General features: G+C 63.4%; 27 protein-coding genes. 16 read left to right on the top strand and 11 right to left on the bottom strand.

Annotation, left to right across the window (positions count from 1 at the left end; all coding sequences use genetic code 11):
- The first annotated feature begins 7 nt into the window (after positions 1-7).
- The 3 genes from AX756_RS19615 to AX756_RS19605 all read left to right on the top strand — a co-directional run bounded on the left by AX756_RS19615 (position 8) and on the right by AX756_RS19605 (position 3,774).
- Positions 8-961 carry a hypothetical protein gene (locus AX756_RS19615; RefSeq protein WP_068315877.1) on the top strand — a complete coding sequence of 318 codons (954 nt, stop codon included), beginning with the start codon at positions 8-10 and terminating at the stop codon, positions 959-961.
- On the top strand, positions 927-3,071 hold the full coding sequence (scpA, locus tag AX756_RS19610) for a methylmalonyl-CoA mutase (RefSeq protein ID WP_068315875.1): 2,145 nt from the start codon (positions 927-929) through the stop codon (positions 3,069-3,071). Before AX756_RS19615 ends, scpA begins: the two co-directional genes overlap by 35 nt.
- Before the next feature lie 97 nt (positions 3,072-3,168).
- The gene (locus AX756_RS19605) at positions 3,169-3,774 is read left to right on the top strand and encodes a VOC family protein (RefSeq protein ID WP_068315872.1); all 606 of its coding nucleotides are present in this window, start codon (positions 3,169-3,171) and stop codon (positions 3,772-3,774) included.
- Between the two features lie 12 nt (positions 3,775-3,786).
- On the opposite strand, the gene AX756_RS19600 is transcribed toward AX756_RS19605, so the two are convergent.
- On the bottom strand, positions 3,787-4,620 hold the full coding sequence (locus AX756_RS19600) for an aldo/keto reductase (protein WP_068315869.1): 834 nt from the start codon (positions 4,618-4,620) through the stop codon (positions 3,787-3,789).
- A gap of 138 nt (positions 4,621-4,758) precedes the next feature.
- Between AX756_RS19600 and AX756_RS19595 the strand changes: the two genes are divergently transcribed.
- Positions 4,759-5,430 (top strand): molecular chaperone DjiA, encoded by a 672-nt coding sequence (locus AX756_RS19595; RefSeq protein WP_068315866.1) that lies wholly within the window; start codon positions 4,759-4,761, stop codon positions 5,428-5,430.
- 4 nt (positions 5,431-5,434) lie between these two features.
- On the opposite strand, the gene AX756_RS19590 is transcribed toward AX756_RS19595, so the two are convergent.
- Complete coding sequence (locus tag AX756_RS19590) at positions 5,435-5,749, bottom strand: DnaJ family domain-containing protein (protein ID WP_068315863.1); 315 nt, start codon at positions 5,747-5,749, stop codon at positions 5,435-5,437.
- Between the two features lie 184 nt (positions 5,750-5,933).
- On the opposite strand from AX756_RS19590, the gene AX756_RS19585 reads away from it, so the two are divergent.
- The 4 genes from AX756_RS19585 to AX756_RS19570 all read left to right on the top strand — a co-directional run bounded on the left by AX756_RS19585 (position 5,934) and on the right by AX756_RS19570 (position 9,296).
- Positions 5,934-6,998, top strand: a complete 1,065-nt coding sequence (locus AX756_RS19585; RefSeq protein WP_068315860.1) for an endonuclease/exonuclease/phosphatase family protein — start codon at positions 5,934-5,936, stop codon at positions 6,996-6,998.
- Between the two features lie 7 nt (positions 6,999-7,005).
- Positions 7,006-7,368, top strand: coding sequence for a hypothetical protein (locus tag AX756_RS19580; RefSeq protein ID WP_068315855.1), 363 nt, complete (start codon positions 7,006-7,008; stop codon positions 7,366-7,368).
- 70 nt (positions 7,369-7,438) lie between these two features.
- Positions 7,439-8,443, top strand: coding sequence for a class I SAM-dependent methyltransferase (locus tag AX756_RS19575; RefSeq protein WP_068315852.1), 1,005 nt, complete (start codon positions 7,439-7,441; stop codon positions 8,441-8,443).
- Positions 8,444-8,477: 34 nt separating this feature from the next.
- On the top strand, positions 8,478-9,296 hold the full coding sequence (locus AX756_RS19570) for an SDR family NAD(P)-dependent oxidoreductase (RefSeq protein WP_068315849.1): 819 nt from the start codon (positions 8,478-8,480) through the stop codon (positions 9,294-9,296).
- A gap of 198 nt (positions 9,297-9,494) precedes the next feature.
- Here AX756_RS19570 and AX756_RS19565 read toward each other — a convergent pair whose 3' ends face one another.
- Positions 9,495-9,872, bottom strand: coding sequence for a hypothetical protein (locus AX756_RS19565; RefSeq protein WP_068315846.1), 378 nt, complete (start codon positions 9,870-9,872; stop codon positions 9,495-9,497).
- 121 nt (positions 9,873-9,993) lie between these two features.
- On the opposite strand from AX756_RS19565, the gene hemF reads away from it, so the two are divergent.
- Positions 9,994-10,884: an oxygen-dependent coproporphyrinogen oxidase gene (gene hemF / locus AX756_RS19560; RefSeq protein ID WP_068315843.1), complete on the top strand. Its 891-nt coding sequence runs from the start codon at positions 9,994-9,996 to the stop codon at positions 10,882-10,884.
- Positions 10,885-10,890: 6 nt separating this feature from the next.
- On the opposite strand, the gene AX756_RS19555 is transcribed toward hemF, so the two are convergent.
- On the bottom strand, positions 10,891-11,493 hold the full coding sequence (locus AX756_RS19555; protein WP_068315839.1) for a trimeric intracellular cation channel family protein: 603 nt from the start codon (positions 11,491-11,493) through the stop codon (positions 10,891-10,893).
- A gap of 13 nt (positions 11,494-11,506) precedes the next feature.
- Complete coding sequence (gene hemE / locus AX756_RS19550; RefSeq protein WP_068315836.1) at positions 11,507-12,544, bottom strand: uroporphyrinogen decarboxylase; 1,038 nt, start codon at positions 12,542-12,544, stop codon at positions 11,507-11,509.
- 105 nt (positions 12,545-12,649) lie between these two features.
- Here hemE and hemC point away from each other — a divergent pair, with 105 nt between their 5' ends.
- The gene (hemC, locus tag AX756_RS19545; protein WP_068315834.1) at positions 12,650-13,606 is read left to right on the top strand and encodes a hydroxymethylbilane synthase; all 957 of its coding nucleotides are present in this window, start codon (positions 12,650-12,652) and stop codon (positions 13,604-13,606) included.
- A gap of 29 nt (positions 13,607-13,635) precedes the next feature.
- Here hemC and AX756_RS19540 read toward each other — a convergent pair whose 3' ends face one another.
- From AX756_RS19540 to AX756_RS19525, 4 genes are all read right to left on the bottom strand, one after another.
- Positions 13,636-15,201 carry a Ppx/GppA family phosphatase gene (locus AX756_RS19540; protein ID WP_068315832.1) on the bottom strand — a complete coding sequence of 522 codons (1,566 nt, stop codon included), beginning with the start codon at positions 15,199-15,201 and terminating at the stop codon, positions 13,636-13,638.
- 300 nt (positions 15,202-15,501) lie between these two features.
- On the bottom strand, positions 15,502-17,676 hold the full coding sequence (locus AX756_RS19535) for an RNA degradosome polyphosphate kinase (RefSeq protein ID WP_068315829.1): 2,175 nt from the start codon (positions 17,674-17,676) through the stop codon (positions 15,502-15,504).
- Between the two features lie 66 nt (positions 17,677-17,742).
- Positions 17,743-18,414 carry a P-loop NTPase family protein gene (locus AX756_RS19530; RefSeq protein ID WP_068315826.1) on the bottom strand — a complete coding sequence of 224 codons (672 nt, stop codon included), beginning with the start codon at positions 18,412-18,414 and terminating at the stop codon, positions 17,743-17,745.
- Positions 18,414-19,499: an AI-2E family transporter gene (locus AX756_RS19525; protein ID WP_068315823.1), complete on the bottom strand. Its 1,086-nt coding sequence runs from the start codon at positions 19,497-19,499 to the stop codon at positions 18,414-18,416. The genes AX756_RS19530 and AX756_RS19525 overlap by 1 nt, the downstream gene beginning before the upstream one ends.
- Before the next feature lie 268 nt (positions 19,500-19,767).
- Here AX756_RS19525 and proS point away from each other — a divergent pair, with 268 nt between their 5' ends.
- Positions 19,768-21,108 carry a proline--tRNA ligase gene (proS, locus tag AX756_RS19520; protein WP_068315820.1) on the top strand — a complete coding sequence of 447 codons (1,341 nt, stop codon included), beginning with the start codon at positions 19,768-19,770 and terminating at the stop codon, positions 21,106-21,108.
- A gap of 92 nt (positions 21,109-21,200) precedes the next feature.
- Here the strand turns inward: proS and AX756_RS19515 are convergent, their stop codons facing one another.
- Both AX756_RS19515 and AX756_RS19510 read right to left on the bottom strand, forming a co-directional pair.
- A complete protein-coding gene (locus tag AX756_RS19515) occupies positions 21,201-21,695 on the bottom strand; it encodes a SixA phosphatase family protein (protein WP_156461574.1) in 495 nt (164 codons plus the stop codon).
- A gap of 129 nt (positions 21,696-21,824) precedes the next feature.
- Positions 21,825-22,646 (bottom strand): TolB family protein, encoded by an 822-nt coding sequence (locus tag AX756_RS19510; RefSeq protein WP_068315815.1) that lies wholly within the window; start codon positions 22,644-22,646, stop codon positions 21,825-21,827.
- A 146-nt stretch (positions 22,647-22,792) separates the two neighbouring features.
- Between AX756_RS19510 and AX756_RS19505 the strand changes: the two genes are divergently transcribed.
- The 5 genes from AX756_RS19505 (at position 22,793) to AX756_RS19485 (ending at position 26,835) form a co-directional block, all read left to right on the top strand.
- Positions 22,793-24,079, top strand: coding sequence for a lipoprotein-releasing ABC transporter permease subunit (locus tag AX756_RS19505; RefSeq protein WP_068315813.1), 1,287 nt, complete (start codon positions 22,793-22,795; stop codon positions 24,077-24,079).
- Entirely contained in the window at positions 24,072-24,758 is a 687-nt protein-coding gene (locus AX756_RS19500) for an ABC transporter ATP-binding protein (RefSeq protein ID WP_068315804.1), read from the top strand. The genes AX756_RS19505 and AX756_RS19500 overlap by 8 nt, the downstream gene beginning before the upstream one ends.
- A gap of 255 nt (positions 24,759-25,013) precedes the next feature.
- Positions 25,014-25,418 carry a c-type cytochrome gene (locus tag AX756_RS25190; protein WP_163886880.1) on the top strand — a complete coding sequence of 135 codons (405 nt, stop codon included), beginning with the start codon at positions 25,014-25,016 and terminating at the stop codon, positions 25,416-25,418.
- Positions 25,419-25,430: 12 nt separating this feature from the next.
- Positions 25,431-25,832: a cytochrome c gene (locus tag AX756_RS19490; protein ID WP_068315800.1), complete on the top strand. Its 402-nt coding sequence runs from the start codon at positions 25,431-25,433 to the stop codon at positions 25,830-25,832.
- Positions 25,833-25,962: 130 nt separating this feature from the next.
- Positions 25,963-26,835, top strand: coding sequence for a MipA/OmpV family protein (locus tag AX756_RS19485; RefSeq protein ID WP_156461572.1), 873 nt, complete (start codon positions 25,963-25,965; stop codon positions 26,833-26,835).
- Positions 26,836-26,999: the final 164 nt, after the last annotated feature.

The raw sequence follows: 26,999 nt of genomic DNA, 5'->3' as shown, positions 1-26,999 counted from the left end.
TGCGAACATGCATGTAACCCTTCACCTCGGCGCCCACCGGACCGGCGCCTCGACGATGCAGAATTTCCTGACGAGCAATGCCCGGCTGCTTGCGCAGGAGGGGATCGCCGTCTGGGCGCCGCCGCAAACGCGGCGTGGCATGCTGTCGGGGCTGGTACGTCGTCCCGATCGGATCACGCTGCCGCTGGAACGGCTTGGCCGACATTCCTGTGGCCGGTTGCAGGTGTTGCAGCATTCCGCCGCGCGGGCAGGGATGGAGCGGCTCATCCTGTCGGAACAGAACCTTCTGGGGACGGTCGCGGAATGCCTGCGTTCGGAGCGACTCTACCCTTGGGTTTTCGAACGGCTGAACCGGGTCGTACCGGCGCTCCACGGCTCCTGCGACCGGATCGTTCTGGGCATTCGCGCCTATGACCGTTTCTGGACCTCCCTGCTGGGCCAAGCCGTGCTGAACGGGCATTCGGCGCCGGATCGTGCCGTGCTTGACCGGTTGGTGACGCAACCGCGCCGCTGGCGCCGGGTGATCGAGGAGATCTCGGCCGCCTTTCCCTCGGCGCGGCTATTTGTCTGGCCCTATGAGCGTCTTGGCGGGCTTCCGGAGCGACAATTGGCTGCAATGACGGGCAATTCCCTGTCTCCGGGTTTCGCGGTTCGCATGGCGGGTGTGCGCTCTTGGGAGGCGCGCGCACCGACGCCAGAGGATATATGCGAGGTGATGGCGGATTGCGGCCATCTCGCCCCGATTCCGATCAGCAGCGACGGACGTTGGCTGCCGTTCGATTTAGATCAGCGAGAGGCGCTGGTGGCGCAATATGCCGAGGACGTGGCCTGGCTTCGTTCTGGCGCAAATGGCCACGCAACGCTTATAGAACGCGCGGACGCTCGCGAACTGCGCATAATGGACATGACAGGAGGATCAATCCCCGATGACCGACATCAAAACACCACAGGACTGGGCTGAGCTGGCCACGAAGGAGTTGCGCGGCAAGCCGCTCGGCGCTCTGACGTGGGAAACGCTCGAAGGCATCAAGGTCAAGCCGCTCTACACGGAAGAGGACATCAAGGGCCTGCCGCATATGGGGTCGCTGCCGGGCTTCGAGCCCTTCACGCGCGGTCCAAAGGCAACGATGTATGCCGGTCGCCCCTGGACGATCCGTCAATATGCCGGTTTCTCCACCGCAGAAGAATCCAACGCCTTCTATCGCCGTGCGCTTGCCGCCGGTCAGCAGGGCGTTTCCGTCGCTTTCGACCTCGCCACGCACCGCGGTTACGACTCCGACCACCCGCGCGTGGAAGGTGACGTTGGCAAGGCCGGTGTGGCCATCGACAGCGTGGAGGACATGAAGATCCTCTTCGACGGTATCCCGCTCGACAAGGTCTCGGTCTCGATGACCATGAACGGCGCCGTGATCCCCGTTCTCGCCAACTTCATCGTCGTGGGCGAAGAGCAAGGCCATGACAAATCCGTGCTGGCCGGCACCATTCAGAACGACATTCTGAAGGAGTTCATGGTCCGCAACACCTACATCTATCCGCCCGAGCCTTCTATGCGGATCATTGGCGACATCATTGAATATACCGCCAACGAGATGCCGAAGTTCAACTCGATCTCGATCTCCGGCTACCACATGCAGGAAGCCGGCGCGGACCTGGTGCAGGAGCTTGCCTTCACGCTGGCCGACGGTCGCGAATACGTGCGCACCGCGATCAAGGCCGGCATGCCGGTCGACAAGTTCGCCGGTCGGCTGTCCTTCTTCTTCTGCATGGGCATGAACTTCTTCATGGAGATCGCCAAACTGCGGGCCGCGCGGACGCTATGGTCGCGGGTGATGACCGATCTCGGCGCCAAGGACCCGCGTTCCAAGATGCTGCGGACCCACTGCCAGACCTCCGGCGTGTCGCTGGCCGAGCAGGACCCCTATAACAACGTGATCCGGACCGCCTATGAGGCGATGTCGGCCGCGCTCGGCGGCACCCAGTCGTTGCACACAAACGCGCTCGACGAGGCCATCGCGCTGCCGACCGATTTCTCGGCCCGCATCGCGCGGAACACCCAGATCATCCTTCAGGAAGAGACGCAGGTGACCAAGGTGGTCGATCCGCTCGCCGGCTCCTACTACGTGGAGGCGCTGACCAACGAGCTGATCGAGAAAGCCTGGGCCCTGATGGAAGAGGTCGAGGAACTGGGCGGCATGACAGCCGCTGTCAACTCCGGCATGCCCAAGCTGCGCATCGAGGAATCGGCGGCTAAGCGCCAGTCGATGATCGACCGCGGCGAGGAAGTCATCGTTGGCGTCAACAAGCACAAGCTTGCCAAGGAAGACGATCTCGAGATCCTCGATGTCGACAACGTCGCGGTCCGCAAGTCGCAGATCGAGCGTCTCGAAAAGATGCGTTCGACGCGGGACGAGGCTGCCTGCCAAGCCGCACTCGAGGAGATCACGCGCCGGACCACGGAAGGTGGCAACCTGCTGGAGGCTGCCGTCGACGCCGCCCGCGCCCGGGCATCCGTTGGGGAGATCAGCATGGCAATGGAGAAGGTGTTCGGCCGCCATCGGGCCGAGATCAAGACGCTCTCGGGTGTCTATGGTGCTGCTTACGAGGGCGACGACGAGTTCACCGCGATCCAGAAATCGATCGAGGAATTCGCCGAAAAGGAAGGCCGTCGTCCGCGGATGCTCGTGGTCAAGATGGGCCAGGACGGCCATGACCGCGGCGCCAAGGTGATCGCCACGGCCTATGCCGATATCGGCTTCGACGTCGATGTAGGCCCGCTCTTCCAGACCCCGGAAGAAGCCGCGCAGGACGCCATCGACAACGACGTGCATATCGTTGGCATCTCCTCGCTGGCCGCTGGCCACAAGACGCTGGCCCCGCGCCTCGTCGAGGAGCTGAAGAAACAAGGCGCCGAGGACATCATCGTGATCTGCGGCGGGGTCATCCCGCATCAGGACTACGAGTTCCTCTACAATGCCGGCGTCTCCGCGATCTTCGGCCCGGGCACCAATATCCCGGCGTCCGCGCAGGAGATCATGAAGATCATCAGCAAGAAGCGCGACACCGCCGCCTGATCTCGGGCCGCGTTGCGGGGGGCTTACTCCGCCACTTGAAAACATGTCAAATGAAGGGGCGGGCCGTTATGGGCCCGCCCTTTTGATGTGAGGCGCGATGTTCGAATTCGATCACCTGGCCATATCCTGCGAGACCCTGCCGGCCGGTGCAGAAGCCGTCGAGGCAGCGCTGGGTGTACGGCTTGGCCCGGGTGGGCAGCACCCGGATTTCGGCACCCATAACCGCCTGCTGTCGCTCGGTGGCACCGAATACCTGGAAGTGATCGCTGTGGACCCCTCCGCGCCGCCGCCATCGCGGCCACGCTGGTTTGACCTCGATGCCTTTTCAGGCCCTCCGCGATTGACGAACTGGATCTTGCGGTGCGCGGATATGGAGGCGGCACTGGCCGCACTTGGGGACGGGACCGGCACGCCGATCGCCCTCAGCCGGGGCGTTTATCGCTGGTCTATGGCGGTTCCGTTGGATGGGCGGTTGCCATTCGACAATATCCACCCGGCCGTGATCCAATGGCAGAGCGACCACCCAGCCGCGTCGCTTGAGCCAAGCGGCTGTCGCCTGACCGAACTTGTCATTCGTCACCCGGAGGCCGCGACATTGCGCGACAGGCTCCGGCTGACCGACCCGCGTTTTCGGTTCGAGACCGGTCCGGCAGGTCTCGAAGCCGTGATCGATACGCCCGCCGGCCCGCGCCGGCTTTGTTGAAGGGGCAGGGGCTCAGAGGATCGCCAGTGGCTCGGGCCCGCTCGGCGGCGGGAAAATCGCGTCGAGCTCGGCGCGGATCTCTTCAGACAGGATGAGTTCGGCGGCGTCCGCGTTCTCCTCGACATGCTCGGCCCAACCCGCCTTGGGGATCGCGATTACGCCGCCGCCATCGATTGTCCAGGCCAGCGCCAGCTGCGCCGCACTCACGCCGAGATCCCCCGCAATCTCTATCAGGTCGTCATCCTGCAACAGCCGCGCCTGGTCCACCGGCGAGTAGGCCATGATCGGCAGGCCATTCGCGCGCGCTTCCGGCAGCAGGTCCCATTCGATGCCGCGGGTCGACAGGTTGTAAAGCACCTGGTTGGTGGCCGCCGCGCCGCCGCCGGGCACATCCGACAGCTCGTCCATGTCGCCGGGGTCGAAATTGGACACACCCCAGCGGAGGATCTTGCCCTGCGCGATCAGTCGCTCGAAACCTTGGACCGTTTCGGACAGAGGCACGCCGCCGCGCCAGTGCAGCAGGTAAAGGTCGAGCCGGTCCGTCCCCAGCCTCTTCAGCGAGGCTTCACAGGCGGCGGCAACCCCTTCGATCGAAGCGTGATTCGGATAGACCTTGGAAACCAGGAAGACCTCGTCCCGCAAGCCGTCGATTGCCTCGCCCACAAGCTGCTCCGAGGCCCCGTTGCCATACATCTCCGCCGTGTCGATCAGGTTCATGCCGAGATCGATCCCGGTGCGCAGCGCGCGGATCTCTTCGTCACGCCGGTTGCGCGAGTCGCCGATATACCAGGTGCCAAGGCCGAGATTGGGAAGCTCTGTCCCGTCGGGAAGACTGACTGAGCGCATCGTCGCTTCTCCTTTTCGCATGGAATTTCATCAAAGCTATGGCCGGATCGACCCGCCGCTGCAAGGTGCCACACAAGGCCCTCATGCCGCAGCGCGCCCCCCTGTTGGATCGCGCGGCGGCGCGATAGGTTCGGGGCGATGTCGCTTTGGAGCCGCATATCCGCCGCGCTGTCCGCGCTGTCCTCCGGGGAACCCCTGTCGGAGGTGTTCAGCCGTTTGCGGACCCCGCCGGAAAAGAGTGTCGCCTTCGCCATTGCGGTGATCGCGCTCGGGGCCAAGCTGGCCAAGGCCGATGGTGCCGTGACCCGCGATGAGGTGCGCGCCTTTCGCGAGGTTTTCGTGATTCCACCGGACGAGGAGGCAAACGCGGCGCGCGTGTTCAACCTCGCCCGTCAGGACGTGGCCGGATTCGACGTCTATGCCCACAGCATCGCCCGGCTCTTCGACGATGGTCACGATGCGCTGCGCGATCTCATGGAAGGCCTGTTCCATATCGCCACGGCGGATGGCAGCTATCACGAGGCCGAGAACGCGATGCTCATGGAGGTCGCCGCGATCTTCGGATTGTCGGACAGGGAATTCCGCAGCCTGCGGGCGCGCTGCGTTCGCGACACGGACCCTGACCCTTATGAGGTGCTCGGCGTGACGCCCGAAATGCCGATGGACGAGATCCGCCGCGTCTGGCGGCAAGCGGTGCGGGACAGCCACCCCGATGTGATGATTGCGCGTGGCGTGCCGGAGGAAGCGATCCGAATGGCCGAGCAACGGCTCATCGCGATCAACCGCGCCTGGGAAGAAATCTCGCGCTGACGGTTCAGCCGTGTTTGCGCCAGGCCTCCTGTTCGATGGCGAGCCGGGTCTGGAGATCGGCAAGACGGCGCATTTCCGCTTTGCGTTCCTGCGGATCGTTCAGCGTCTTCAAGCGCGCGCGGCTCTCGACGATCTTTGCCTGAACAACAACGGCCACCGGCTTGGCGTTGGCTTCCTTCATTATCCGCTCGACCACCGCATCTTTGGGTTGATGCAGGTTGGCCAGTGGCTTGCCCGCGCCGGGCAGGTTGTCGAAGGCGCCATTGGCCTCCGCCTCCCGAAAGGCGTTGTTGACGAGGAAGTTCAGGATATCGGTCATGCGAAGCCGTCATGTTGCTGTGCGCAAACTAGACCGGCAGGTTACGGCAGCAAGTGTGAACGACAGGTGAATAGCGGCCTTTGCCTTGCTGCATGGCTCACTTGGCGTGCTCGGAGATTGCGCTGCCGGCCGTTTCGGGTCAGCCTGCGGGCGAGGCGGCAAGCGGCCGCCATGGAGCGGGAAGATGCGGATCGCGACCTATAATGTCGAGTGGATGACCCACCTGTTCGATGAGGATGGGACCCCGCTGGCGGATGAGCGCTGGTCCGCGCGTTACAACGTAACGCGACGCCAGCAGCTCGAGTCCCTGGGCATTGTGTTTACTGCGCTCGACGCCGACGCCATCCTGATCGTCGAAGCGCCCGATCAAAACCGTACACGGGACACGGTCACGGCACTGGAGAATTTCGCTCGCCTGTTCGAGCTGCGCCAGAGCAAGGCCATGATCGGCTTCGTCAACCACACCGAACAGGAAATCGCGCTGCTCTATGACCCGGACAAGCTGGAGCTGCGGCACGATCCGCAAGGGCAATTCGCCGGCAAGAAGGGGGACACGGAAGCGCCCCGCTTCGACGGAACCTTCCGGATCGACCTGGACATCGACGCCACGCCCGACCAGGTAACCTTTTCCAAGCCGCCGTTGGAGGTTGAGGCGCGGACCGCAGGCGGCACCCGGTTCCGGATGATCGGCGTGCATGTGAAATCCAAGGCGCCACATGGCGCGCGCGGCGAAGATGACGTGATGCGGGTTTCGATCGGCAACCGCCGCAAGCAGCTTGCGCAATGTATCTGGCTGCGCCGCCGCGTGGAGGGGCACCTGGCGGCCGGAGATCCGCTGATCGTGCTGGGCGATTTCAATGACGGTCCGGGGCTGGATGAGTACGAGAAACTCTTCGGCCGCTCCGGACTCGACATCGTGATCGGGGACGGAAAACCGCGGGAAGAGCGCCTGTTCGATCCCCACGCCCAACACGGTCCGATCCCGCCCGGCTCTGCCCGTCCTCCTGCCACGGCACGTTTTTTCAATGACGTGGAGAAGCGCTATCTCTCCGCGCTTCTGGATTTCATCATGATCTCGCCCGACCTGCTGTCGCACCGGCCGGACTGGCGGATCTGGCATCCTTTCGACGACGCGAATATCTATCACCTCCCCGAACTGCGCGAAGCGCTGCTCGCGGCCTCCGATCACTTCCCAGTGACGCTGGATATCGAACTGGACGCTTCCGCGAATCCCGGCACAGGCGTATGATCGCGCCATGACACGCTTACCCGCCCTGGCCCTTGCCGCCGCTCTCGCCGCCGCCCCGCTTTGCGCTCCTGCTCAGGAGGCCGATGTCGAGGATGGCTTCAACCTCATCGAAGAAGGCGCAAAGCTCCTGCTCAAGGGGCTGGCCGACGAGGTCAAGCCGATGATGGAGGACCTGGCGATCGAGATGGAGCCCAAGCTGCGCAAGTTCGCCGAGGAGATGGCGCCGATGCTGGAGAAGTTCTCGGAGCTTGTCGACAGCTTCGACAAATACCATCCGCCCGAACGGCTGCCGAATGGCGACATTCTCCTGCGGCGCAAGACTCCCGCGGAGCTTGCCGCCCCCGAGGAGGGGGACGAGACCGAACTCTGAGCGTCACACCAGCAGGCCCCGGCGATTTTCCGCGTGACCTGAGGGAGCGAAAGCAGTACAGCACCGGCCCATGTCCGAAAGCAGACTGACCTATGCGCTGAAATCCGGCGCCCTCCATTTGCCACAGACCGGCCTGATCGCCGTTTTCCGTCCACGGTCGGGTGCCGACCTCTCGGCACTTCCGCGCGAGCGGGTCGAGATCGTGCAGGGAAACCGGGCTGATCATGATTTCTGGGCGCGTCAGGGGTATCGCACCGAGGTTTCCGCCCCGGAGGATTTCGCCGCCGCCATCGTGATGTTGCCGCGTGCCAAGGCCGAGGCCCGAGCGCTGGTGGCCGAGGCCAGTTCGCATGGCGGAAGTGTCATCGTCGATGGTCAGAAGACGGACGGGATCGATTCCATTCTCCGCGAGATCCGCAAGCGTGCGGAGGTCTCGCCACCCGTTTCCAAGGCGCACGGCAAGATCTTCCAGTTTCAGGCCGGGCCGGGCCAGTTCGCCGATTGGAGCTTGCCACCGGTGACGCGGCTCGAAAACGGCTGGGTGACCGCGCCGGGCATGTTCTCGGCCGACGGGCCGGACCCGGCATCGGTTGCGCTGGCGCGGGCGTTGCCTGCGAAGCTGCCGGGCAGGGTGGCCGATATCGGCGCCGGCTGGGGTTATCTGGCCTTTCACGTGCTGGAACGGCGGGAGGTAACCGAATGTGTGCTGGTCGAGGTCGAGCATGCCGCGCTGGAAGCCGCGCGGCAGAACCTGCATGGCGGGCGGGCGCGGTTTCTCTGGGCCGATGCTGTGACCTGGACCGATAGCGAGCCCTTCGACCATATCGTCATGAATCCGCCCTTCCACACCACGCGCGCGGCCGATCCGGCGCTCGGGGCCGCCTTCATCAACGCCGCGGCACGCAATCTTGCCCCGCATGGCACGCTCTGGCTTGTCGCCAACCGCCACCTGCCCTATGAGGCGCCGCTCGAAGCCGCTTTCGGTGAATTGCGCGAGATCGAGGGAACATCCGGTTTCAAGATCTACGCCGCTCGTCGCCCAAGGGGGCAATCCGCCGCGTCCCGGCGACGCTGAAAACCAACTGGCACCAGATCGACAGGATCTCTACATGACTTTCTCCATCCAAGGTAAAACAGCGATCGTGACCGGCGCAGCCCATGGAGTCGGGCTGGCCATCGCCCGGCATTTCATGGAGCAGGGCGCCAACGTCATGTTTGCGGACATGGACGAGAAGCGGCTCTGCGAGGAACTGGGGTCGGAGAAGGGCGATGACGCCCGTGGCAATGCCCGTGCCTTTGCCGGCGATCTGCGCGAACGGTTGACCATCGCGAACCTGCTCTCCGCAACGCTCGACTCCTTCGAGCGAGTGGACATCCTCGTCAATGCCTGCCGGCAGATGGTGGCCTCCGATCCGCTCGATCCGGACAATGACGCGGTGGAAATGCTGCTGGAGCAGAACCTGATGACCGCGTTGCGCCTGAGCCAGACCGTGGCCAAACGCATGATCAAGCAGGCCGAGATCGACGCCAACGAAGAAGCGGTCGCGATTGGCTCGATCATCAACCTGTCGTCGATTGCAGCGCGGCGTACCCATCCGGAATTGCTTGGCTACTCGGTCTCAACCGCGGCGCTGGATCAGATGACCCGCTCGCTCGCCGTGGCGCTGGCACCGCATCGCATCCGGGTGAATGGCGTGTCTTTCGGGTCGGTCCTGTCCTCCAGCCTGATGGAAGCGATCAAGGAAAACGCCGACTATCGCACGAATATCCGCGACCACACGCCGATGAACCGGATTGCCAAACCGGGAGAGGTGGCCGAGGCGGCGCAATTCCTGGCCTCTGACGCGGCTGCCTTCATGACCGGGCAGATCATGACCGTCGATGGCGGCCGCACGCTGCTCGACCCGGTAAACGCGCCCGCCCACTAGGCAGCTCTACCCTTTCCGTTGGAATGAAGCCGTTAGTCGCGGTTGCGAGGGGTCTTTGCCCCCCGCGCTCTAACGAGCGCTCTCCCAGGATGTTTCTGGAAAGAGGATAGATTAGACCGCGCGGTTTCATCTTTCTCCGAAATACCTCCACCGGAGGCCCGATCCGGAGGATCGGTCACACGCGCGCGAATTCCCAGATCACTGCAGCGGGTATTTCGCGTCGCAATAGGCGATCTTCTGCTGCGCTTCGGATTCGGCTTGCCGGCGCGTCTGTTTCAGTTCGCGCAGCTTGCGTTCTTCGGTCGCGCGGTCGATGGCCACCGGCTCTTCGCGGACCCGGGTTTCGGGGACCGTGCAATAGTTCCACGCCAGGCTGTTTCGACGACTTCCGGCACACATGGTGACCCGGGATGTGGTGTAATACTCCCTTTGCAGCGCGTAACCGCGCGCCAGGTTGGCCTGGGTTTCGGCAATGAGTTTGTCGATGGTGACGAGTTCCCGCTGGGCGGTGGAGAGGCAGCTCTCCCTCGGTGTGGCGCATGCCGCCAGTGCCAGCAGGGCGATCAGGGGAATCATCCTTTTCATAACGGCAGGTTAGCGCGCAAACCTTTCGCCGCCAATTGCCATCGCACCATTCGAGGGCTGGCCGTATTTTTGCAAATCTGCTAGCGCTTGGCATTCGTCGGGGGAGGAACAGATGACCCAGCCAATGCAGGCAGAGAAAACGCGGGCCTCGGAGTGGTTTCGTACGCTGCGGGACAGTATCGTGACGGCATTCGAACAGCTTGAGGACAGCCAGCTCGATGGTCCGTTTGCCGAAAGCCCCGCTGGGCGTTTCGAGCTGCGCGAGACAAAGCGTGAGGCTGCCGATGGTGGCGATGCCGGCGGCGGGTTGATGAGTGTCATGCGCGGCGGGCGTGTGTTCGAAAAGGTCGGGGTGAATGTCTCCACCGTCCATGGCACGCTGGGCGAGGCGGCGCAGAAGGCGATGGCGGCGCGCGGTGTGCCGGGAATTGCCGAGAACCCGCGTTTCTGGGCCTCCGGCATCAGCCTCGTGGCGCATATGCAGAACCCGCACACGCCGGCCGTGCACATGAATACCCGCATGTTCTGGACGCCGGAGGCGTGGTGGTTTGGCGGCGGCGCCGATCTCAACCCCTGTATTGAATATTACGAGGATACAGCGGCCTTCCATTCGGTGCTGAAACAGGCATGCGACGGGCATGGCGCCGATTATTATGATCGGTTCAAGGCCTGGGCGGACGAGTATTTCTTTGTTCCGCATCGCGGCCGGGCGCGCGGCGTTGGCGGTATCTTCTATGACGATCTGAACACCGGCGACTGGGAGGCGGATTTCGCTTTTACCAAGGCGGTTGGCGAGGCGTTTCTGCCGGCCTTCCTGCCGATCACGGAAAAGCGTCGCAACACGCGCTGGAATACGGCGGACAAGGAGGCGCAACTTGTCCATCGTGGCCTCTATGCCGAATACAACCTTGTCTATGACCGGGGCACCAAGTTCGGCCTGGCCACGGGGCATGACCCGGAAGCAGTGCTGATGTCCCTGCCGCCACTGGCGAAGTGGATCTGAGGCGGCTCATACGGCCCGAAGGATCACAATGATCCGGGCCGCGAGCATGCCGATGAAGGCCACCAGAATGGCCATCCATTCCGGCCCGACCTGGCTCAACAGGATGAAGATGGCTCCGCCCGCCAGCGAGATCGTGGCGTAGAGGTCCTTCTTGAGGATCACCGGGGTGATATTGCTCAGAAGGTCTCGGATCATGCCACCGACGGTCCCGGTAATGCAACCGATCAGGACGGCGATGATTGCGGAGGTGTCCTCCATCAGCGCGATGCGGGTCCCGATCAATGTGAACAGCGCCAGACCCATCGCGTCAAGATACATCAGCAGCCGCAAGCGCCGCCCACCCCCCGCTTCCATCCGATCCGCCAGGAAAAAGCACAGCACGGCCACCGGGATGGCCGTGGCGATATAGGTCAGGTCCGTGATCCAGAAGACGGGCGTGCGGCCCAGCAGCATGTCGCGCACGGTGCCGCCGCCGAGCGCGGTGGCGAAGGCAAGCACGGTCGCGCCGTAGAGGTCGAATTCCTGCCGTACGGCCTGCACAGCGGCGGATGCCGCCATGGCCGCCGTGGCGAGGATCGTCAGGGCAAGTGTGAGGTGCGAGAACAGCATGGGCGCGCGCGCCTCAGTCGGCTGCGTGGCTGCGCACGGTCTCGATCATCAGCGCGACATTCTCCGGGTCGGCATCGGGCGTGATGCCGTGGCCGAGATTGAAGATATGCGGCCCCTTGGAGAAGGTCTCGACGATGTGGCGGGTCTCGTCGATCAACGCCTGACCGCCGGTGACCATGTGCGAGGAGGCGAGGTTGCCCTGCACGCAGCCATCGACCTGCACATGTTCCGCCGCCCATTCGGGGGACACGGAATTGTCCAGCGCCACGCAATCGGCGCCGGTTGCCTTGGCAAAGCCCACGTATTTCTCGCCCGCCTCGCGGGGGAAGCCGATGATCGGCGTGTCCGGATGACGGGCCTTCAACTCGGCGATGATCCGTTTCGCGGGTTCCAGCGCGTATTTGTCGAAATCCGCACCTTTCAGCGAACCGGCCCAGCTATCGAAGAGCTTCACCGTCTCTGCGCCGGCCTGCACTTGCATGGAGAGATATTCGATCGTCGCCTCGGTCAGCCGTTCCAGCAGCGCTTCGAAAAGCGGCCGGTTCCCGTCCTTGAGCGCATGGGCCGGGCCCTGGTCCGGGGTGCCGCGCCCTGCGATCATGTAGGTTGCCACGGTCCAGGGGGCCCCGGCAAAGCCGATTAGCGCTGTCTCGGAGGGCAGCTCGCGCGTTAGAATCCGCACCGTCTCGTAGATGGGCGCAAGATGGTCGTGAATATCGTCCTTGCCCTTGAGCTTGTCGAAATCAGCCTGCTCCGTGATCGTCGACAGCCGCGGCCCCTCGCCGGTGACAAACCACAGATCCGCACCGAGCGCCTCGGGGATCAGCAGGATATCGGCGAACAGGATCGCGGCGTCGAAGCCATAGCGGCGGATCGGTTGCAGCGTCACCTCTGCGGCGAGATCGGAGTTGTAGCACAGCGACAGGAAATCCCCCGCTTCGGCGCGGGTTGCGCGATACTCCGGCAGGTAACGGCCCGCCTGACGCATCATCCAGATCGGCGGTACCGCTTGCGTTTCGCCCGCCAGCGCCCGGAGCAATTTCTTGGTCATCGGTTCCCTCCCCACAACTCGTCCCGTTGGGTGCGGCCTCTGCGACCGGAAGTCAAGCAGGAGGGGTGTTGTCAGGCCGCGAGACGGCAATTATGGACGGTTCTCATGAATCAACCGCTGCCCACGCCCGCCTCGCCCCTCAAGATCGGAACCCGTGGTTCGCCGCTGGCGCTGGCACAAGCGCATGAGACGCGCGCCCGTCTGGGGGCGGCTTTCGATCTGCCCGCGGAGGCGTTCGAGATCGTGGTCATCAAGACCACGGGCGATGACCGCGCGCTGATCGATGCCGACCGCCCGCTCAAGGAGATCGGCAACAAGGGGCTCTTCACGAAGGAGATCGAGGAAGCGCTCCTCGACGGCTCCATCGACATTGCCGTGCATTCGATGAAGGACATGCCGGTGGAACAGCCCGAGGGGCTGCTGCTGGATTGCTACCTGCCGCGCGAGGATGTGCGGGACGCGTTCGTGACGGTGGATGGAAAGGCGTTTTCCGAGCTGCCCGGGGGGGGCGTTGTGGGTACGTCTTCGTTGCGGCGCAAGGCGCAACTGTTGTTCCGGCGGCCGGACCTGAAGGTGGTGGAGTTTCGCGGCAATGTGCAGACGCGCATGCGCAAGCTGTCCGAAGGCGTGGCCGAGGCGACCTTTCTGGCCTGTGCCGGCTTGAACCGGTTGGGAATGGATATTCCGCGTGTGGCCATCGCTGCCGAGGAGATGCTGCCGGCCGTGGCGCAGGGTGCGATCGGCATCGAACGGCGCGCGGACGATCCGCGCACCAAGCGGATGCTCGAGGCGATCCACGATGTGTCGACGGGGCAACGCCTCGCCGCTGAGCGGGCCTTCCTTGCCGCGCTGGACGGCTCCTGTGAGACACCGATTGCCGGGCTTGCCCTTCTGGAAGGCGACGAAATCTGGCTACGTGGTGAAATCCTGCGCCCGGATGGAAGCGAATGTCTCGTGGATTCTGCCAGAGCGCCTGTCGCGCAAGGGGCGGCGTTGGGGCGTGAACTGGCCGAACGGCTTCTGGAGAGGGCCGGACCGGGTTTCTTCGAGTTTCGCGGATAAGGAGCCGGGACGCGGCCCAAGCATTTCGCCTATCTCAGCTTGCGGACCGCACGGTGCCCCTTGGTGAGCGTCACGATCTTCTCGACATCCATGGCGCGTGCAAGCGAGGTGAGGCGGGCATCGGCGACTTCGCCGTAGAGCGCGACGGATTCCGGCGGCAGCCGCAGTTCCAGCGTACGCTTCTTGGGACGATAGTTGAACTTTCCCATGCCCTCGGGATTGGCAAAGGAGAACATCGCGCCGAAACGCATGGCCTTGCCGAGGATCTCGGCCTCCTTCACCTGTTTTTCGTTCAGAAGTGCCAGCAGCGGTTCGAAACGGTCGCCGGGTCGCGCATTGCGGTAGCGATGTGCCAGAGAAAGGCCCAGATAGACGCGCCCCGGATGGTCGATCCCGGCGAGGTTGCCGCGCGTGGCGCTGTCGAAACAGACCTCGGCCCGATAGTCCGGATGGGCACGCCAGCTGACATCGTGCAGAAGGCAGGCTGCCTGGATCCAGCGTGGGTTGCCCGTGGGGCGCCGGAAGAGCGGCGAGATGAACTCGTGCAGGATCCGGCCAAAGCCCGGAATGCGAGCCGAGCTGTCCTGTGAGTAGCGCGCCGCTTCGATCAGAGGGTCGCGGCAGCGTATGCGCTGCGGCATCTGCTCGTAGAGCAGGCCCTCGCGGATTCCGTAGCCGGAGGTCACGATCTCGCGGATGCCGAATTTCGAGATCAGGCGGCGCAACACTTCGCCGGCCATCGGCACCAGCGAGATCCGCGCCATCGAAAGCCCGGCCCGCTGGCGCAGGGGTTCCAGCTCCTGCTGGGCGATCCAGTCCAGCGTGGCGCGCACGGATTTCGGCGTCATACGGTAATCATGCAAGACCGAAAGCGGGTATTCGCGCCGCACCATGTCGAGCCGCGCGATGGCCCGCCAGGACCCGCCAACAAGATAGAGCCGCTCGTGATGCACGATCTTTTCCGACAGATCGTCGAGCACCTGGCAGATTTCCCTGTCCCGCCGTTTGCGCCCGCCCTTCATGGTTTCGAGCCGCAGCGGGCCGAGCGGCGTTGTGGCGCGTTCCCAGACACGCCCCCCTTCGATCCGGGCGAGCTCCATCGAGGAGCCGCCGATGTCACAGGCCAGCCCCTCGGCATCGGGCCAACCAAGAAGCACGCCCTGCGCGGAAAGCCGAGCTTCCTCTTCGCCGTCGATAACGTGGATGGTCTGACCGGTTTCGAGCTCGATCTCCCGACGAAACTCGTCGCCGTCCTCGGCCACGCGAACCGCTGCCGTGGCCACGGCGGTCAGCGGAGGGATGCCCATGCCGCGCGCGAGTGTCGTGAAACGCCGGATTGCCGTCAGGGCCCGTTCGCGCCCCTTCGGATTCAGGCGCCCGGTCTGATCCATTCCGGCGCCGAGTCCGGCCATGACCTTTTCATTGAAAAAATACGCAGGGCTCCTTGCGGCCCCGTCGAACACGACGAGACGAACCGAGTTCGAGCCGATATCAATCACGCCGACCCGCGAAAGGGCGTGCGCGGCCGGGTCTTCGAAAATCGGTCTACCGAAGGGGCCCCAATCGCTGTGCGTCTCGGGTATCCCGTCGTCCATGTCGACCTCCGTCTGCAAGTGCTTTGACACTGTTCATGCGAAGCGGCGAAGGTCAATGTGTTGAGACGGCAAGCTGGGCGTTTTCGTAGGAAGCGTGGCCTGTTGTTTCGCCTGTCGGAGCCAGCCGCCGCTCGAAGGCGCGCGGGGGCAAAGCCCCCACTCGGTATAACAAAATGGCTCTGTTCCGACCTTGGTTTGCGGGCGAGCCCAGTTCTCGTCTTCCTATGTCCGGACTGCATCAAGGGCAGATCTTTGCGCATGATGAAGGACGCCTCGCGGGGAGCTATCCGCCTTTGGGCCTCAATCCTTGCTATGCGTCAGCTCCGGCACATCCGCGGCCCCGGCCGTGCCCCGGCCCGAAAGTGAGGGGTTTTCCATGAAGAACCGGTGGCAGTTGAAGCCGGACTCCCCGTCGGGCAACGGGTGGCGCTGGAAGGTGCCGTCGGGGGTCAGAATCCAGCTTTGCGCCTCGTCGGCCATATTGGCGGCCATGATCTGGTTCACGATTTGCGCCTTCACGGTCGGGTTCTCGACCTCGACCAGTGTCTCCACCCGGCGGTTGAGGTTGCGTCCCATCCAGTCGGCCGAGGAGAAGTAGACCTTGCAGCGTTTCGACGGCAGCCCGGAGCCATTGCCGAAACAGACGATCCGGGAATGCTCCAGGAACCGCCCGACGATGGATTTGACCCGGATATTTTCGGAAAGCCCCTTGATCCCCGGCCGCAAGCCGCAAATGCCGCGAATGACCAGGCTGATCTTCACGCCGGCCTGGCTGGCTTCGTAGAGCGCGTCGATCACTTCCGAATCGATCAGCGAGTTCATTTTGGCCCAGATCTCGGCGGGTTTGCCTGCCCGTGCCAGTTCAGCCTCCTTGCCAATCATCTCGATCAGCTTCGGCTTGAGCGAATAGGGCGAGATCGACAGGTTTTCGAGCACTTCCGGCTGCGCATAACCCGTCAGGTAATTGAACACCTTGGTCGCATCGCGTCCGAGCGCGTCGTTACAGGTGAAGAAGCTCAGGTCGGTGTAGATCTTGGCGGTGATCGGGTGGTAGTTGCCGGTGCCGTAATGCGTATAGGTCACCAGCCGGTCACCCTCGCGACGCACAACCGTACTGATCTTGGCATGTGTCTTGTAGTTGGTGAAACCATAGACGACATGCGCGCCCGCGCGTTCGAGCTTGCGCGACTGCCGGATATTGGCCGCCTCGTCAAAGCGGGCCTTGAGCTCGACCAGCGCGGTAACGGATTTGCCATCTTCGGCCGCTTCGCAGAGCGCCTCGACAATGGGCGATTTCTTGGACGTTCGGTACAGCGTCTGCTTGATCGCCAGCACGTTGGGGTCACGGGCCGCCTGTTGCAGGAAACGCACCACCATGTCGAAGGTCTCGTAGGGGTGATGCAGCAACATGTCCTTCTGCTTGATCGCCTCGAACATGTCGCCATCGTGGTCCTGCACGCGCTCGGGCACCCGGGGCGTGAAGGAGGGCCAGAGCAGGTCGGGCCGGTCATCGAGTACCAGTTCCTTGAGATCGGCCAGGCCCAGCAGACCCTTGACCTCGACCACCTCATCGCCCGAAACAGCCAGTTCCTCCATGATCGTCGCGCGCAGGGCTTCTGGCGCGCCCGCGGTCATTTTCAGGCGAATCACGTCACCCCGGCGACGGCGTTTCAGTGCGACCTCGAATTCCCGCACAAGATCCTCGGCCTCCTCCTCGACTTCGAGATCGCTGTCCCGAAGCACGCGGAAAGCGCAGTGCCCCTCTAGCTTGTAGCCAGGGAAGAGCGACCCGAGATGCAGGATCAGCAGGTCTTCCAGCGGCAGGAAACGGTGCGAGCGGTCTTCGGAGGGCAGGCGGATGAAGCGGTCGACCTGGGCCGGGATCGGCAGCAGTGCCTGCCGGGAGACGCCGTCATTCTCGCGGTTGAGCTGCAGCGCAAGGCAGAAGCCGGTATTGGGGATGAACGGGAAGGGGTGGGCCGGGTCGATCGCAAGCGGCGACAGAACGGGGAACACCTGAGACAGGAAATGGGTTTCCAGGTGGAGCTTGTCGGCGCGGTTCAGGCGCGAGCGGGTCAGAAGCTCTATGCCTTCGCCTTCCATTTCCTTCTTGAGCTTGTTCCAGGCCGTCTGCTGTGCCTGCAGCAGGATCCGGGCATTCTCGTCGATTTCCCCAAGCTGTTCGAGCGGTGTCAGCCCGTCGGCGGCCGGTGACTGATGGCCCTCACGGGCGAGTTCGCGCAGGCCCGCCACGCGGACGGTGTAAAATTCGTCGAGGTTGGTTGCGGAGATGGAGACGAAGCGCACCCGTTCCAGCAGCGGCACCCGCGGATTGGTTGCCTCCTCCAATACCCGCCAGTTGAAGGCAAGCCAGCTCAGTTCCCGGTTGAAGAACCGCTTCGGTCCGCTGACCTGCGCGGCAGGAATTTCGATGGGCGTGGCGAAGGGAGCTGTGAGGAAATTGGCGTGTGTCATGGAACCTTCCGAGCGGGTCGTCGGGGTGAAAGAAAGGAGTCGGGATTAAGGCGAACCTGCCTGAGTTTATCCCCGATCCGTGTCTTCTTCCAACAGTTCCGCTGCAAGTTTCGGGCCGATGGGACGCCCCGTCGCAAGCGCGCGGGAATCCAGCGCGGCAACGATCCGCCCGGCTTCGGCAAAGGAACGGTCCATCCGCTTCAGAAGCCAGGGCACGAGGCTCGGCTGCGGGGTGATCTGGCGGTCGTTGAAGAGCTTGTAGAGCAACGCTTGCAGTAGCGGGTCATCGGGTGGCTCGAGCCGGGCCGAAGGCGTGCCGCGCATGCGGCTGGCCAGGTCCGGCAACTCGATTTGCCAGAGGGCAGGGGGTTCGATCCCGCTGACGAGCAGGCGCCCGCCCTCGGCCAGGACGAAATTGTGCAGATGGAACAGGGCGCGTTCCGCCTCCGCGTCGCCCACGATCTCGGGAACATCCTCGATGGCGAAATTGCCGGGCTTGGGCTGCCAGCCCACGACCTCGCGTGCCGACAGGATCTCGGCGCCTGCATCGCTCGCCCAGACATGGGTGAGATGCGTCTTGCCGGAGCCCTCGGGCCCGATAAGGGCCAGCTTCCCCGCTTGCCAGTCCCGCCAGCGATCAATTTCAGCCACGGCAAGTGCATTGCCCGGCGACAGAAAGAAGTCTTCCCGCCCGGTGGCCGAGCGCACGGGCAGGTCGAGATTGAGCTGCTCGGACATCACAACCCCTCGAGATCCTGCGCCGAAACCTCGCCGGATTTTCCCCGGTAGAGTTTCCCTTCAAGGTATTTTTCGGTCAGGAAGCGCACGATGACGCCCATCACCGCGGAAACGGGAACCGCGACCAACATGCCGACAAACCCGAAGAGCGAGCCGAAAACGGACAGTGCCAGCAGCAGCCAGACCGGATGCAGCCCCACGGAATCGCCGACGAGCTTGGGCGTTAGCACATTGCCTTCCAGCACCTGGCCGGAAAAGAAGATACCGGCCACGATGGCAATCATCGTCCACTCGCCCCAGAACTGGAACAGGGCAAGCCCGATCGCCAACGCTCCGCCGACCAGCGCACCTATATAGGGGATAAAGGTAAGTAGTCCTGCAAACGCACCGACAACCAGCCCGAAATCGAGCCCGACAGCGAACAGGCCCACGCAATAGTAGATGCCAAGCAGGAAGCAGACCGTTCCCTGTCCGCGCAGGAACCCTGCAAGAGTCTGGTCGATCTCGCCGGCAAGGCGGCGGATCGTTGGCGCATGGTCGCGCGGCAGCAACCCGTCCACGCGGGCGACCAGCCGGTCCCAGTCCAGCAACAGGTAAAAGGCCACGACAGGGGCGATCACGAGCAAGGTCAGGATGCCCACAAGGCTCGATACCGAAGCAAGGGCGCCGTTGAGCAGTTCGGCCCCCTTGGAGGAAATGACCTTACCCAGTGATGCCAGCGACTGGCGGATCGTGGACTCGCTGTCGACCAGGGATGGGAAACGTTCCGTCAGGAAGTCCTGAAGATTGTTCGCCAGATCCGGAAGCGAGGCGAAGAGCGCGATGGTCTGATTGATCAATGTCGGAATCACCAGCAGGACCATCATGACGAAGATGAATATGCTCGCCAGTGCGATAATCGAGACGCCAAGCGGGCGTGACATGCCCCTTGCCTCGAACCAGTCCGCGAACGGGTCCAGCAGATAGGCGATCGCGGCTCCGAGAATGAAGGGCATGATGACGTCGCCCAACACCCAGAGCACCGCGAAAAAGACAATCGCGATGATACTCCAGATCTTTACTTGTGACTGTACCGGCAGGGCCATGAAACATCCTTTCAACCCCGGTTTCGCCCAGCCTCAGCGCATTTGCAAGCAACGAAGGAGATTGCCGCCGACGCCCGTCGCCGCTTGCGCGGTGCCGGTCCCCGAGCGGCGGTGGCCCGTCCCCAGGCGGGGCCGGGTCCATTGGTGCGTCTTCTGTACCAGCGGCCCTGCTTCTTCTGGGCAAAAACATCCTCCGGAGGGTACGGGGGGTGGAAAACCCCCCGTCCTTTGCGTAACGGAGACGACAAAGACAAAGAGGAATCGCCCCATGCGCCTGAGCCGCTATTTCCTGCCCGTCCTCAAGGAGACCCCCGCGGACGCCCAGATTGTCAGCCACCGCCTCATGTTGCGGGCCGGCATGATCAAGCAGATGAGCGCCGGGATCTATGCCTGGCTGCCGCTCGGCTTCAAGATGCTGCGCAAGATCGAGAACATCGTCCACGAGGAGCAGATCCGCGCCGGCCATATCCCGGTGCTGATGCCGACTCTGCAATCGGCAGAGCTGTGGCGTGAGTCCGGCCGCTATGACGGCTATGGCGAGGAGATGCTGCGCATGCAGGATCGCCATGGGCGCGACATGCTCTTCTCGCCCACCGCCGAGGAGATGTTCACCGACACCTTCCGCAGCTACGTGAAATCCTACAAGGACCTGCCGCTGACGATCTACCAGATCCAGTGGAAATTCCGCGACGAGATCCGCCCGCGTTTCGGCGTCATGCGGGGCCGCGAATTCCTGATGAAGGACGGCTACAATTTCGACCTCACCAAGGAAGACGCGTTGCACGCCTATAACCGCCACCTCGTGAGCTACCTGCGCACCTATGAGCGCATGGGCCTTCAGGCGATCCCGATGCGCGCCGAGAGCGGCCCGATCGGTGGCGACAACACGCATGAATTCCTCGTTCTGGCCGAGACCGGCGAGAGCGGCGTCTTCTATGACAGCGAGATCACCGATCTGAAATTCGGCGACCGTGCGGTCGATTACGACGATGTGGAGCAGTGCCAGGGTGTGCTGGAGGAGTTCACCTCTCGCTATGCCCGCACCGACGACACGCATGACCAGGCCGTGTTCGAAGCCCAGGTTCCCGACGAGCGCCGCCGCGAGGCGCGTGGCATCGAGGTCGGACAGATCTTCTATTTCGGCACCAAGTATTCCGAGCCGATGGGGGCCACCGTCACCGATGCTGAGGGCAACAAGGTTCCAGTCCATATGGGCTCGCACGGGATCGGCGTTTCCCGCCTGCTGGGCGCGCTGATCGAGGCCAACCACGACGAGAACGGCATTATCTGGCCCGAGGGGGTCACGCCGTTCCATGTCGGCATCGTCAACCTCAAGCAGGGCGATGCCGCCGCCGATGGGGCCTGCGAGGATCTCTACAAGGCGCTGGAGGCCCGTGGGCTGGAGCCGCTCTATGACGACCGCAACGAGCGCGCGGGCGGCAAGTTCGCTACCATGGACCTGATCGGCCTGCCCTGGCGGATCACGGTGGGGCCGCGCGGGCTCAAGAACGGTGTTGTCGAGCTTACCTCCCGCCGCACGGGTGAGAGCGAGGAGCTGACGCCGGAACTGGCCGTTGCGCGCGTTGCGGAGATCTATGCCGGGCTCTGAGCCGGAGAACAGGTCGTTTCCCGGGCTCAGGTCAAATCCGGTCCCTCCACTCCGGTATAACCTGGGCCCAACAAATACGGTGGCCAGCCCGTTCAGGGCATTCGCAGCTCGACGAAAACCGGACGGTCTTCGCCCGTCGGGACTACCATGAACAGGTTGGCGAAGTCGCCGTCGTCGATTTCGGGCGGTTCCGGAATACCCATCTGAAAGAGGATACTCGGGATGGTTTCGGTATGCCCAACGAGCAGGACGGTCCCATCGGCATAATCGAAGGCCAACAGGTCCATAAGTCCGGCCGTATCGGAGATTGGGACTTCAACCCGCTCCAGGTCGAGCAAACGCGATATTATCGTGGCGGTTTCGCGAGACCGGGCGGCATTGGTGTGGATAACGATGTCGATACCCGACCTGCCGAGTAACTCCGCCCAGGATTTTGCCCGCCCGCGACCTGCTTCGGTCAAGGGAGGGTCTTCCCCTGTCGCCTCCTTTTCCGCGTGCCTGATCACAAACGCCAGTTCCTGCGCTGAGGCTGGCAACGCGAGAGCACTGGCCAGGCACATGGCCATCACCGAGAGTGTCTTGATCAAACCGGTCCTCCTTTCTCCGCTTGACCACGATCAAACGCGACCGGCGCAACTTGCGCAACGGCAGAGGTGGAGATTGAACCGAAACGCGGCCGGAGCGTCCAGCGCCTCCTGCGTGCAGGAAGCCGACCTTCAGAGCTCGTAACGCACGAAAGCGAACCGCCGTCCGTCCGACGCCCAGCAAGGGCTGTTGAGGGTGCCCTGCCCACCGAAAAGGCTGAGCAGGGTTCGGGCTTTGCCGCCGCTGGCGGGCATGAGGCGCAGGTCGACCTCCCGGTTGGGCGGGTGGCCTTCCGTGCCGGGTTCATAGCTTATGAAGAGGACATGTTTCCCGCCGGGCGAGGGGTGCGGGAACCAGTTCACCCTTGCGTCCGAGGTCATCTTCTCCAGATCCGTTCCATCGGGGCGGATGCGCCAGAGATCCACAGCGCCGCCTTTCTCGCCATTGAACCAGATCCACTTTCCGTCTGGCGTGAAATCCGGACCATCGCAGTGATCGAAGCCGAGGGTCAGCTGCTTTTCCTGTCCGCCATCCGCCGGGCAGGTGAAGATCTGGGCTTCTGCGCCGCGAAAGGCGGGGTAAGTGATGGTGCTGCCATCGGGCGACCAGCCATGGAAATAGGACGGCACCTTCTCGCTGACCCGCTTCGGCGTGCCACCGTCGATCGGCAGGGTGTAGATACAAGCCTTGCCGGTTTCCGTCTTGTCGGTGATCGCGATCAGGCAGCCATCGGGCGAAACGCCATGGTCGTTGTTGATCCGTGTCGCGAAGCCGGTATCGACCGGCTGCAAGCGCGGGGCGTCGAGGGGCAGGCGATACAGCCGCCCCTCGGAATTCACCAACAGTTGATCGTCCCCCGGCAGCCAGTTCGGCGCTTCCAGGTGGCGTTCGCTACGCAGAAGGCAGGTGGCCGTGCCGGTTGAAAGGTCGAAAATCGCGACATTGCTGATCATTCCTGTAACCGCTCCCCGTCTTGCCGTCTCTCCGTGATGACATCGGACACCGCTCCGGGGCAAGCCTCCGGCGGTCGTGCCACGTCGGGCTGTTGACGCTCCCGCCTTTCCCGGTCATGCAGACGGGAAAATGCGGGAGCAGAGATTTGGCGAAAAGCCCACCCCCCTTTGCCGGATTCGAATGGATGATCGCCTGGCGCTACCTGCGCGCCCGTCGCGCCGAGGGCGGTGTGTCGGTCATGACCTGGATCAGCCTCGTTGGTATCACGCTCGCGGTCTTTGCCCTCGTGGCGACACTGGCCGTGCGGTCGGGTTTCCGGGCGGAGTTCGTGGACACGATCCTCGGCGCGAATGCGCATGTGACGGTCTACAATTCCGTCACCGTGACGGAAACCGGGCAGTCCAGCCGGGTGATTGACGATTATGACGCCATGGCCGACCGCCTGCGGGAGGTGCCCGGCGTCACCCGCGTGGCGCCGCTGGTCAAGGGGCAGGTCATGGCGAGCTATGGCGGGCGCAATGTCGGGGCCGAGGTGTTCGGCATCTCCGCCGAGGATCTCGCCACGATTCCGCGTATTGCCGATCCCGAGCAGTGGCTTGGGGATATCGGGCGTTTCGAGGAAGGGATTGCCATCGGCTGGGGCGTCGCCCAGCAGCTCAATGCTTCCGTGGGCGACCGGATCAAGCTGATTTCGCCGGACGGTGCCAAGACACCCTTCGGCACCTCGCCGCGGGTCAGCGTCTACGAGGTCGTCTATATATTCCAGGCTGGTCGCTATGATATCGACCGCACCCGCGCTTACTTGCCCTTTGCCGAGGCGCAGGTCTATTTCAACCGCGAGGGCGTGGCCGATGAGCTGGAAGTGATGGTGGCCAAGCCCGATACGGTGGAAAAGATGACGTTGCCGCTGCTTCGGGCAGGTGGCGAGCGGGTGCTGCTCTGGACCTGGCGCGATGCGTCCGGCGCCTTCCTTCGGGCGCTGGAGGTGGAGGACAACGTGATGTTCGTGATCCTGTCGATCCTGGTGCTGATTGCGGCGATGAACATCATCTCGGGCCTGATCATGCTGGTAAAGAACAAGGGGCGCGATATCGGTATCCTGCGCACGATGGGCCTGACAGAGGGGTCGGTCATGCGGGTGTTCTTCATCTGCGGTGCCTCCGTCGGCACGGTGGGCACGATTGCGGGCGTGGTCCTCGGCTGCCTCTTCGCGATCTATATCGACCCGATTTTCTCTTTCGTGAACTACATCTCCGGCGGCGGCGTCTGGGATCCGTCGATCCGTGGCATCTATGCTTTGCCGGCCAAGCTGGAGCTGGCCGATGTACTCTCGGCGGTTTTGCTGTCGCTGGGTCTCTCCTTCGGCGTGACCATCTTCCCGGCGCGTCGGGCGGCGCGTATGAACCCGGTGGAGGCGCTGCGCTATGAGTGACCCGGTTCTGGAACTTCAAGGCATTGCCAAGAGCTACAACCCGGGCCAGCCGGGCGCGGTCAATGTTCTGGAGCATTGCGACCTGTCGGTGGCCGCAGGCGAGATCGTTGCGCTCGTCGCGCCTTCGGGGGCAGGCAAGTCGACGCTTTTGCATATTGCTGGGCTTCTGGACACGCCCGACGCAGGCGCAGTGCTGCTGAACGGGAAACAGATGACCGGCAAGGGCGATCAGGCGCGGACGATCGCGCGGCGGCGCGAGGTCGGTTTCGTCTACCAGTTCCACCACTTGCTGCCGGAATTCAGCGCGGCGGAGAACATCGTTCTGCCGCAGCTGGCCAATGGCGTGGCGCGTGGCGCGGCCGAGGCGCGGGCCGCGGCGTTGCTCGGCTCGGTCGGGTTGTCGGAGCGCGTGACGCATCGCCCGGCGCAGCTGTCGGGCGGGGAGCAGCAACGGGTCGCGTTTTGCCGAGCGCTGGCCAACCAGCCGCGTCTTCTGCTGGCGGATGAACCGACAGGCAATCTCGACCCGGCCACGTCCGAGACCGTCTTTGCGGCGCTGATGGCTCTGGTGCGGGAAACCGGGATGGGCGCGCTGATTGCAACGCATAATTTCGAGCTCGCCGGACGAATGGACCGTGTCGTGCGGCTGGATGCCGGCCGGCTTGTCGCGCATCGCTGACCAACGTCGTCAGGGAGAATATCTGCTCGGCGGACACATCTGCATTTGGAGGTCGCGCGCGTGAAAGCGCGGGAGCAAATCCCCCTCTTCGTTGGCGGACAACTCAGTGCATGGGTGATCGTAGAAAGCGAAGGCACTGGTCGGGCAGTGCCTCGGTCTCGCAATCATGGATGTGCGCTGGTCTTTCGGCCCATGACCCAGATCATGGACATAATCCCGGATATCCGCGAAGCTTCGGCCAAGAGGGAGATGCCCATGAAATCGGTGATTTCTTTGCTATGTGTCTTGGTCTGGATGCTTCCGGTCGCCGCGTATGCGGATGACGCGCTTGACGATGGGGCGCGAGTATTTCAGCAGGCCTGTGCCGGTTGCCACGGTGCGGAGGCGCGTGGCGACGGGCCGACGGCGGCGCTTCTGAGTGTTCCGGTGCCGGACCTGACCTTGTTTGCGCGTGATCAGGACGGGATGTTCGACGCCGCCCGCATGGTGCGGTTGATCGACGGACAGGAGGGATTGGCCGCGCATGGGGGACCGATGCCGATGTTTGGTGGCTTGCTCACGGGGCCATCGGAGGTGATCGACGCTTGGGACGGATCTCCTGTCTTGACCACTAAGCCGATACTCTCGATCGTGCGTTGGCTGGAAACGCAGCAGCGATAGGAGGGGAGCGCGATGTCGGTAAAAGTTGCGGTTCTTCTTTCGGCGCTACTGATCCCTGCAAGCGTGCAGGCCATGGATGCCGAGGCGGGAAAGGCGCTGTTTCAACGCTATTGCGCGACCTGCCATGGCGGTACCGGTGCCGGGGACGGCCCGACCGCACGGATCATATCGGTTGCGCCGACGGCGCTTACCGAGCTTTCGGCGGCCAATGGCGGCGTCTTCCCTTTTTCGCGCGTCATCCGGCGCATCGACGGGCGTGACATGATCGTGGCTCATGGTAGCCCGATGCCGATCTACGGGGCGTTTTTCGAAGGAGACGAACCGGTTTGGGTGCCGTCGGACGACGGGGAAATCGAGGCGAGCCCGCCCGTGATCGCAATTGCGCGCTATTTGGAGGGTATCCAGGAAAACTGAGACTGGACGGGATGTTTGTGACAATGAAACGACGCCGCCGCCTCATGAATCCACGCTTACTTGAATCGTTCCACGCGCAAGCTAATGTCGATCCTGCTGCCATCTTAACCTGCCGATTCGGGGAATCGTCGTGAAACCTTTTGTGACATATGCCATCGCCGCCATAGCGGCTCTTTCCCTGACCAATGGGGCAATCGCGCAGGACATTGCGCAGGCCGATCCCGCGGATCTGGCCTCGACAGAGCTGGCCACGACCGCTCAGGACACGACGCCAATCGCGCTGCGCATCGATCCCAGCAAGAATGTCATTCTGCGCTACGATATCCGGGCAGGCGTTCAGGCGCGCCCGGCCTATTTCGGCTCCGACGAGATGGTGGCCGCGCCCGATTTCGCGCTGCATTTCGATTATGCCCGGCTCAAAGGCCTTGGTGCGTATGGAGATCCGGATGGAAACTCCGTTCCCCGTGCCCTTGGTATTCGCGGATCGCTGCGCTTCATCGGCAAGCGAAGCGCGGATGATTTCGATGAGCTGAAAGGGCTGGAAGATATCGACCCGTCGCTCGAGCTCGGTCTCGGGCTCGTCTATCGCCAGAGAAATTTCGAAGCTTTCGGCGACGTGCGCTACGGCGCGATCGGGCATAACGGCTTTGTCGGTGAGCTTGGCGCCGATGCCATCGTCTTCCCCAGCGAGCGTTGGGAATTCCGGCTTGGGCCGCGTATGGTGTTTGGCGATGACGAGTTCGCCAATACCTATTTCGGCGTCAGCGACAGCGAGTCGATCGACAGCGGGCTGGCCTCGTACAACGCCGACGGCGGCCTGCTTGGCGCTGGTTTCGAAGCCAAGGCGAAGTATCGCTTCAATGAATTGTGGGGGCTTGAGGCGTCTTTCCGTGCGGATCGACTTCTCAACAGCGCCGCGGATTCGCCGATTACCGAGATGGGGAGCGAAGATCAGTTCCGTATCCGCCTCGGCATTACACGCGAGTTGGTGCTGCAGTTCTGACGCGGTCCTGACAAGGCGCCCGACTTTTGATTTCCCGGCATTCAAGACGTGACATGGTTCGACGCCCCCGGGAGGGGGCGCGGTCCTGCGCGTGCCGCAACGGGCAGGCCTAGGTCGTGCCGCGCACCTGCTCCACCTTTGCTTTCCCGGCTGGTGAAGCGGGG

The sequence above is a fragment of the Aliiruegeria sabulilitoris genome, from assembly GCF_001558155.1.
GTDB classification, from domain to species: Bacteria; Pseudomonadota; Alphaproteobacteria; order Rhodobacterales; family Rhodobacteraceae; genus Tropicimonas; species Tropicimonas sabulilitoris.
Note: the sequence above shows the minus strand (reverse complement) of the source record. Positions and strands in the feature narration are given on the sequence as shown.

Excerpts from the sequence above, each read along its gene's own strand:
- AX756_RS19615 (WP_068315877.1), top strand. The coding sequence starts at position 8 with ATGCATGTAACCCTTCACCTCGGCGCCCACCGGACCGGCGCCTCGACG.
- scpA (WP_068315875.1), top strand. The coding sequence starts at position 927 with ATGACCGACATCAAAACACCACAGGACTGGGCTGAGCTGGCCACGAAG.
- AX756_RS19605 (WP_068315872.1), top strand. The coding sequence starts at position 3,169 with ATGTTCGAATTCGATCACCTGGCCATATCCTGCGAGACCCTGCCGGCC.
- AX756_RS19600 (WP_068315869.1), bottom strand. The coding sequence starts at position 4,620 with ATGCGCTCAGTCAGTCTTCCCGACGGGACAGAGCTTCCCAATCTCGGC.
- AX756_RS19595 (WP_068315866.1), top strand. The coding sequence starts at position 4,759 with ATGTCGCTTTGGAGCCGCATATCCGCCGCGCTGTCCGCGCTGTCCTCC.
- AX756_RS19590 (WP_068315863.1), bottom strand. The coding sequence starts at position 5,749 with ATGACCGATATCCTGAACTTCCTCGTCAACAACGCCTTTCGGGAGGCG.
- AX756_RS19585 (WP_068315860.1), top strand. The coding sequence starts at position 5,934 with ATGCGGATCGCGACCTATAATGTCGAGTGGATGACCCACCTGTTCGAT.
- AX756_RS19580 (WP_068315855.1), top strand. The coding sequence starts at position 7,006 with ATGACACGCTTACCCGCCCTGGCCCTTGCCGCCGCTCTCGCCGCCGCC.
- AX756_RS19575 (WP_068315852.1), top strand. The coding sequence starts at position 7,439 with ATGTCCGAAAGCAGACTGACCTATGCGCTGAAATCCGGCGCCCTCCAT.
- AX756_RS19570 (WP_068315849.1), top strand. The coding sequence starts at position 8,478 with ATGACTTTCTCCATCCAAGGTAAAACAGCGATCGTGACCGGCGCAGCC.
- AX756_RS19565 (WP_068315846.1), bottom strand. The coding sequence starts at position 9,872 with ATGATTCCCCTGATCGCCCTGCTGGCACTGGCGGCATGCGCCACACCG.
- hemF (WP_068315843.1), top strand. The coding sequence starts at position 9,994 with ATGACCCAGCCAATGCAGGCAGAGAAAACGCGGGCCTCGGAGTGGTTT.
- AX756_RS19555 (WP_068315839.1), bottom strand. The coding sequence starts at position 11,493 with ATGCTGTTCTCGCACCTCACACTTGCCCTGACGATCCTCGCCACGGCG.
- hemE (WP_068315836.1), bottom strand. The coding sequence starts at position 12,544 with ATGACCAAGAAATTGCTCCGGGCGCTGGCGGGCGAAACGCAAGCGGTA.
- hemC (WP_068315834.1), top strand. The coding sequence starts at position 12,650 with ATGAATCAACCGCTGCCCACGCCCGCCTCGCCCCTCAAGATCGGAACC.
- AX756_RS19540 (WP_068315832.1), bottom strand. The coding sequence starts at position 15,201 with ATGGACGACGGGATACCCGAGACGCACAGCGATTGGGGCCCCTTCGGT.
- AX756_RS19535 (WP_068315829.1), bottom strand. The coding sequence starts at position 17,676 with ATGACACACGCCAATTTCCTCACAGCTCCCTTCGCCACGCCCATCGAA.
- AX756_RS19530 (WP_068315826.1), bottom strand. The coding sequence starts at position 18,414 with ATGTCCGAGCAGCTCAATCTCGACCTGCCCGTGCGCTCGGCCACCGGG.
- AX756_RS19525 (WP_068315823.1), bottom strand. The coding sequence starts at position 19,499 with ATGGCCCTGCCGGTACAGTCACAAGTAAAGATCTGGAGTATCATCGCG.
- proS (WP_068315820.1), top strand. The coding sequence starts at position 19,768 with ATGCGCCTGAGCCGCTATTTCCTGCCCGTCCTCAAGGAGACCCCCGCG.
- AX756_RS19510 (WP_068315815.1), bottom strand. The coding sequence starts at position 22,646 with ATGATCAGCAATGTCGCGATTTTCGACCTTTCAACCGGCACGGCCACC.
- AX756_RS19500 (WP_068315804.1), top strand. The coding sequence starts at position 24,072 with ATGAGTGACCCGGTTCTGGAACTTCAAGGCATTGCCAAGAGCTACAAC.
- AX756_RS25190 (WP_163886880.1), top strand. The coding sequence starts at position 25,014 with ATGAAATCGGTGATTTCTTTGCTATGTGTCTTGGTCTGGATGCTTCCG.
- AX756_RS19490 (WP_068315800.1), top strand. The coding sequence starts at position 25,431 with ATGTCGGTAAAAGTTGCGGTTCTTCTTTCGGCGCTACTGATCCCTGCA.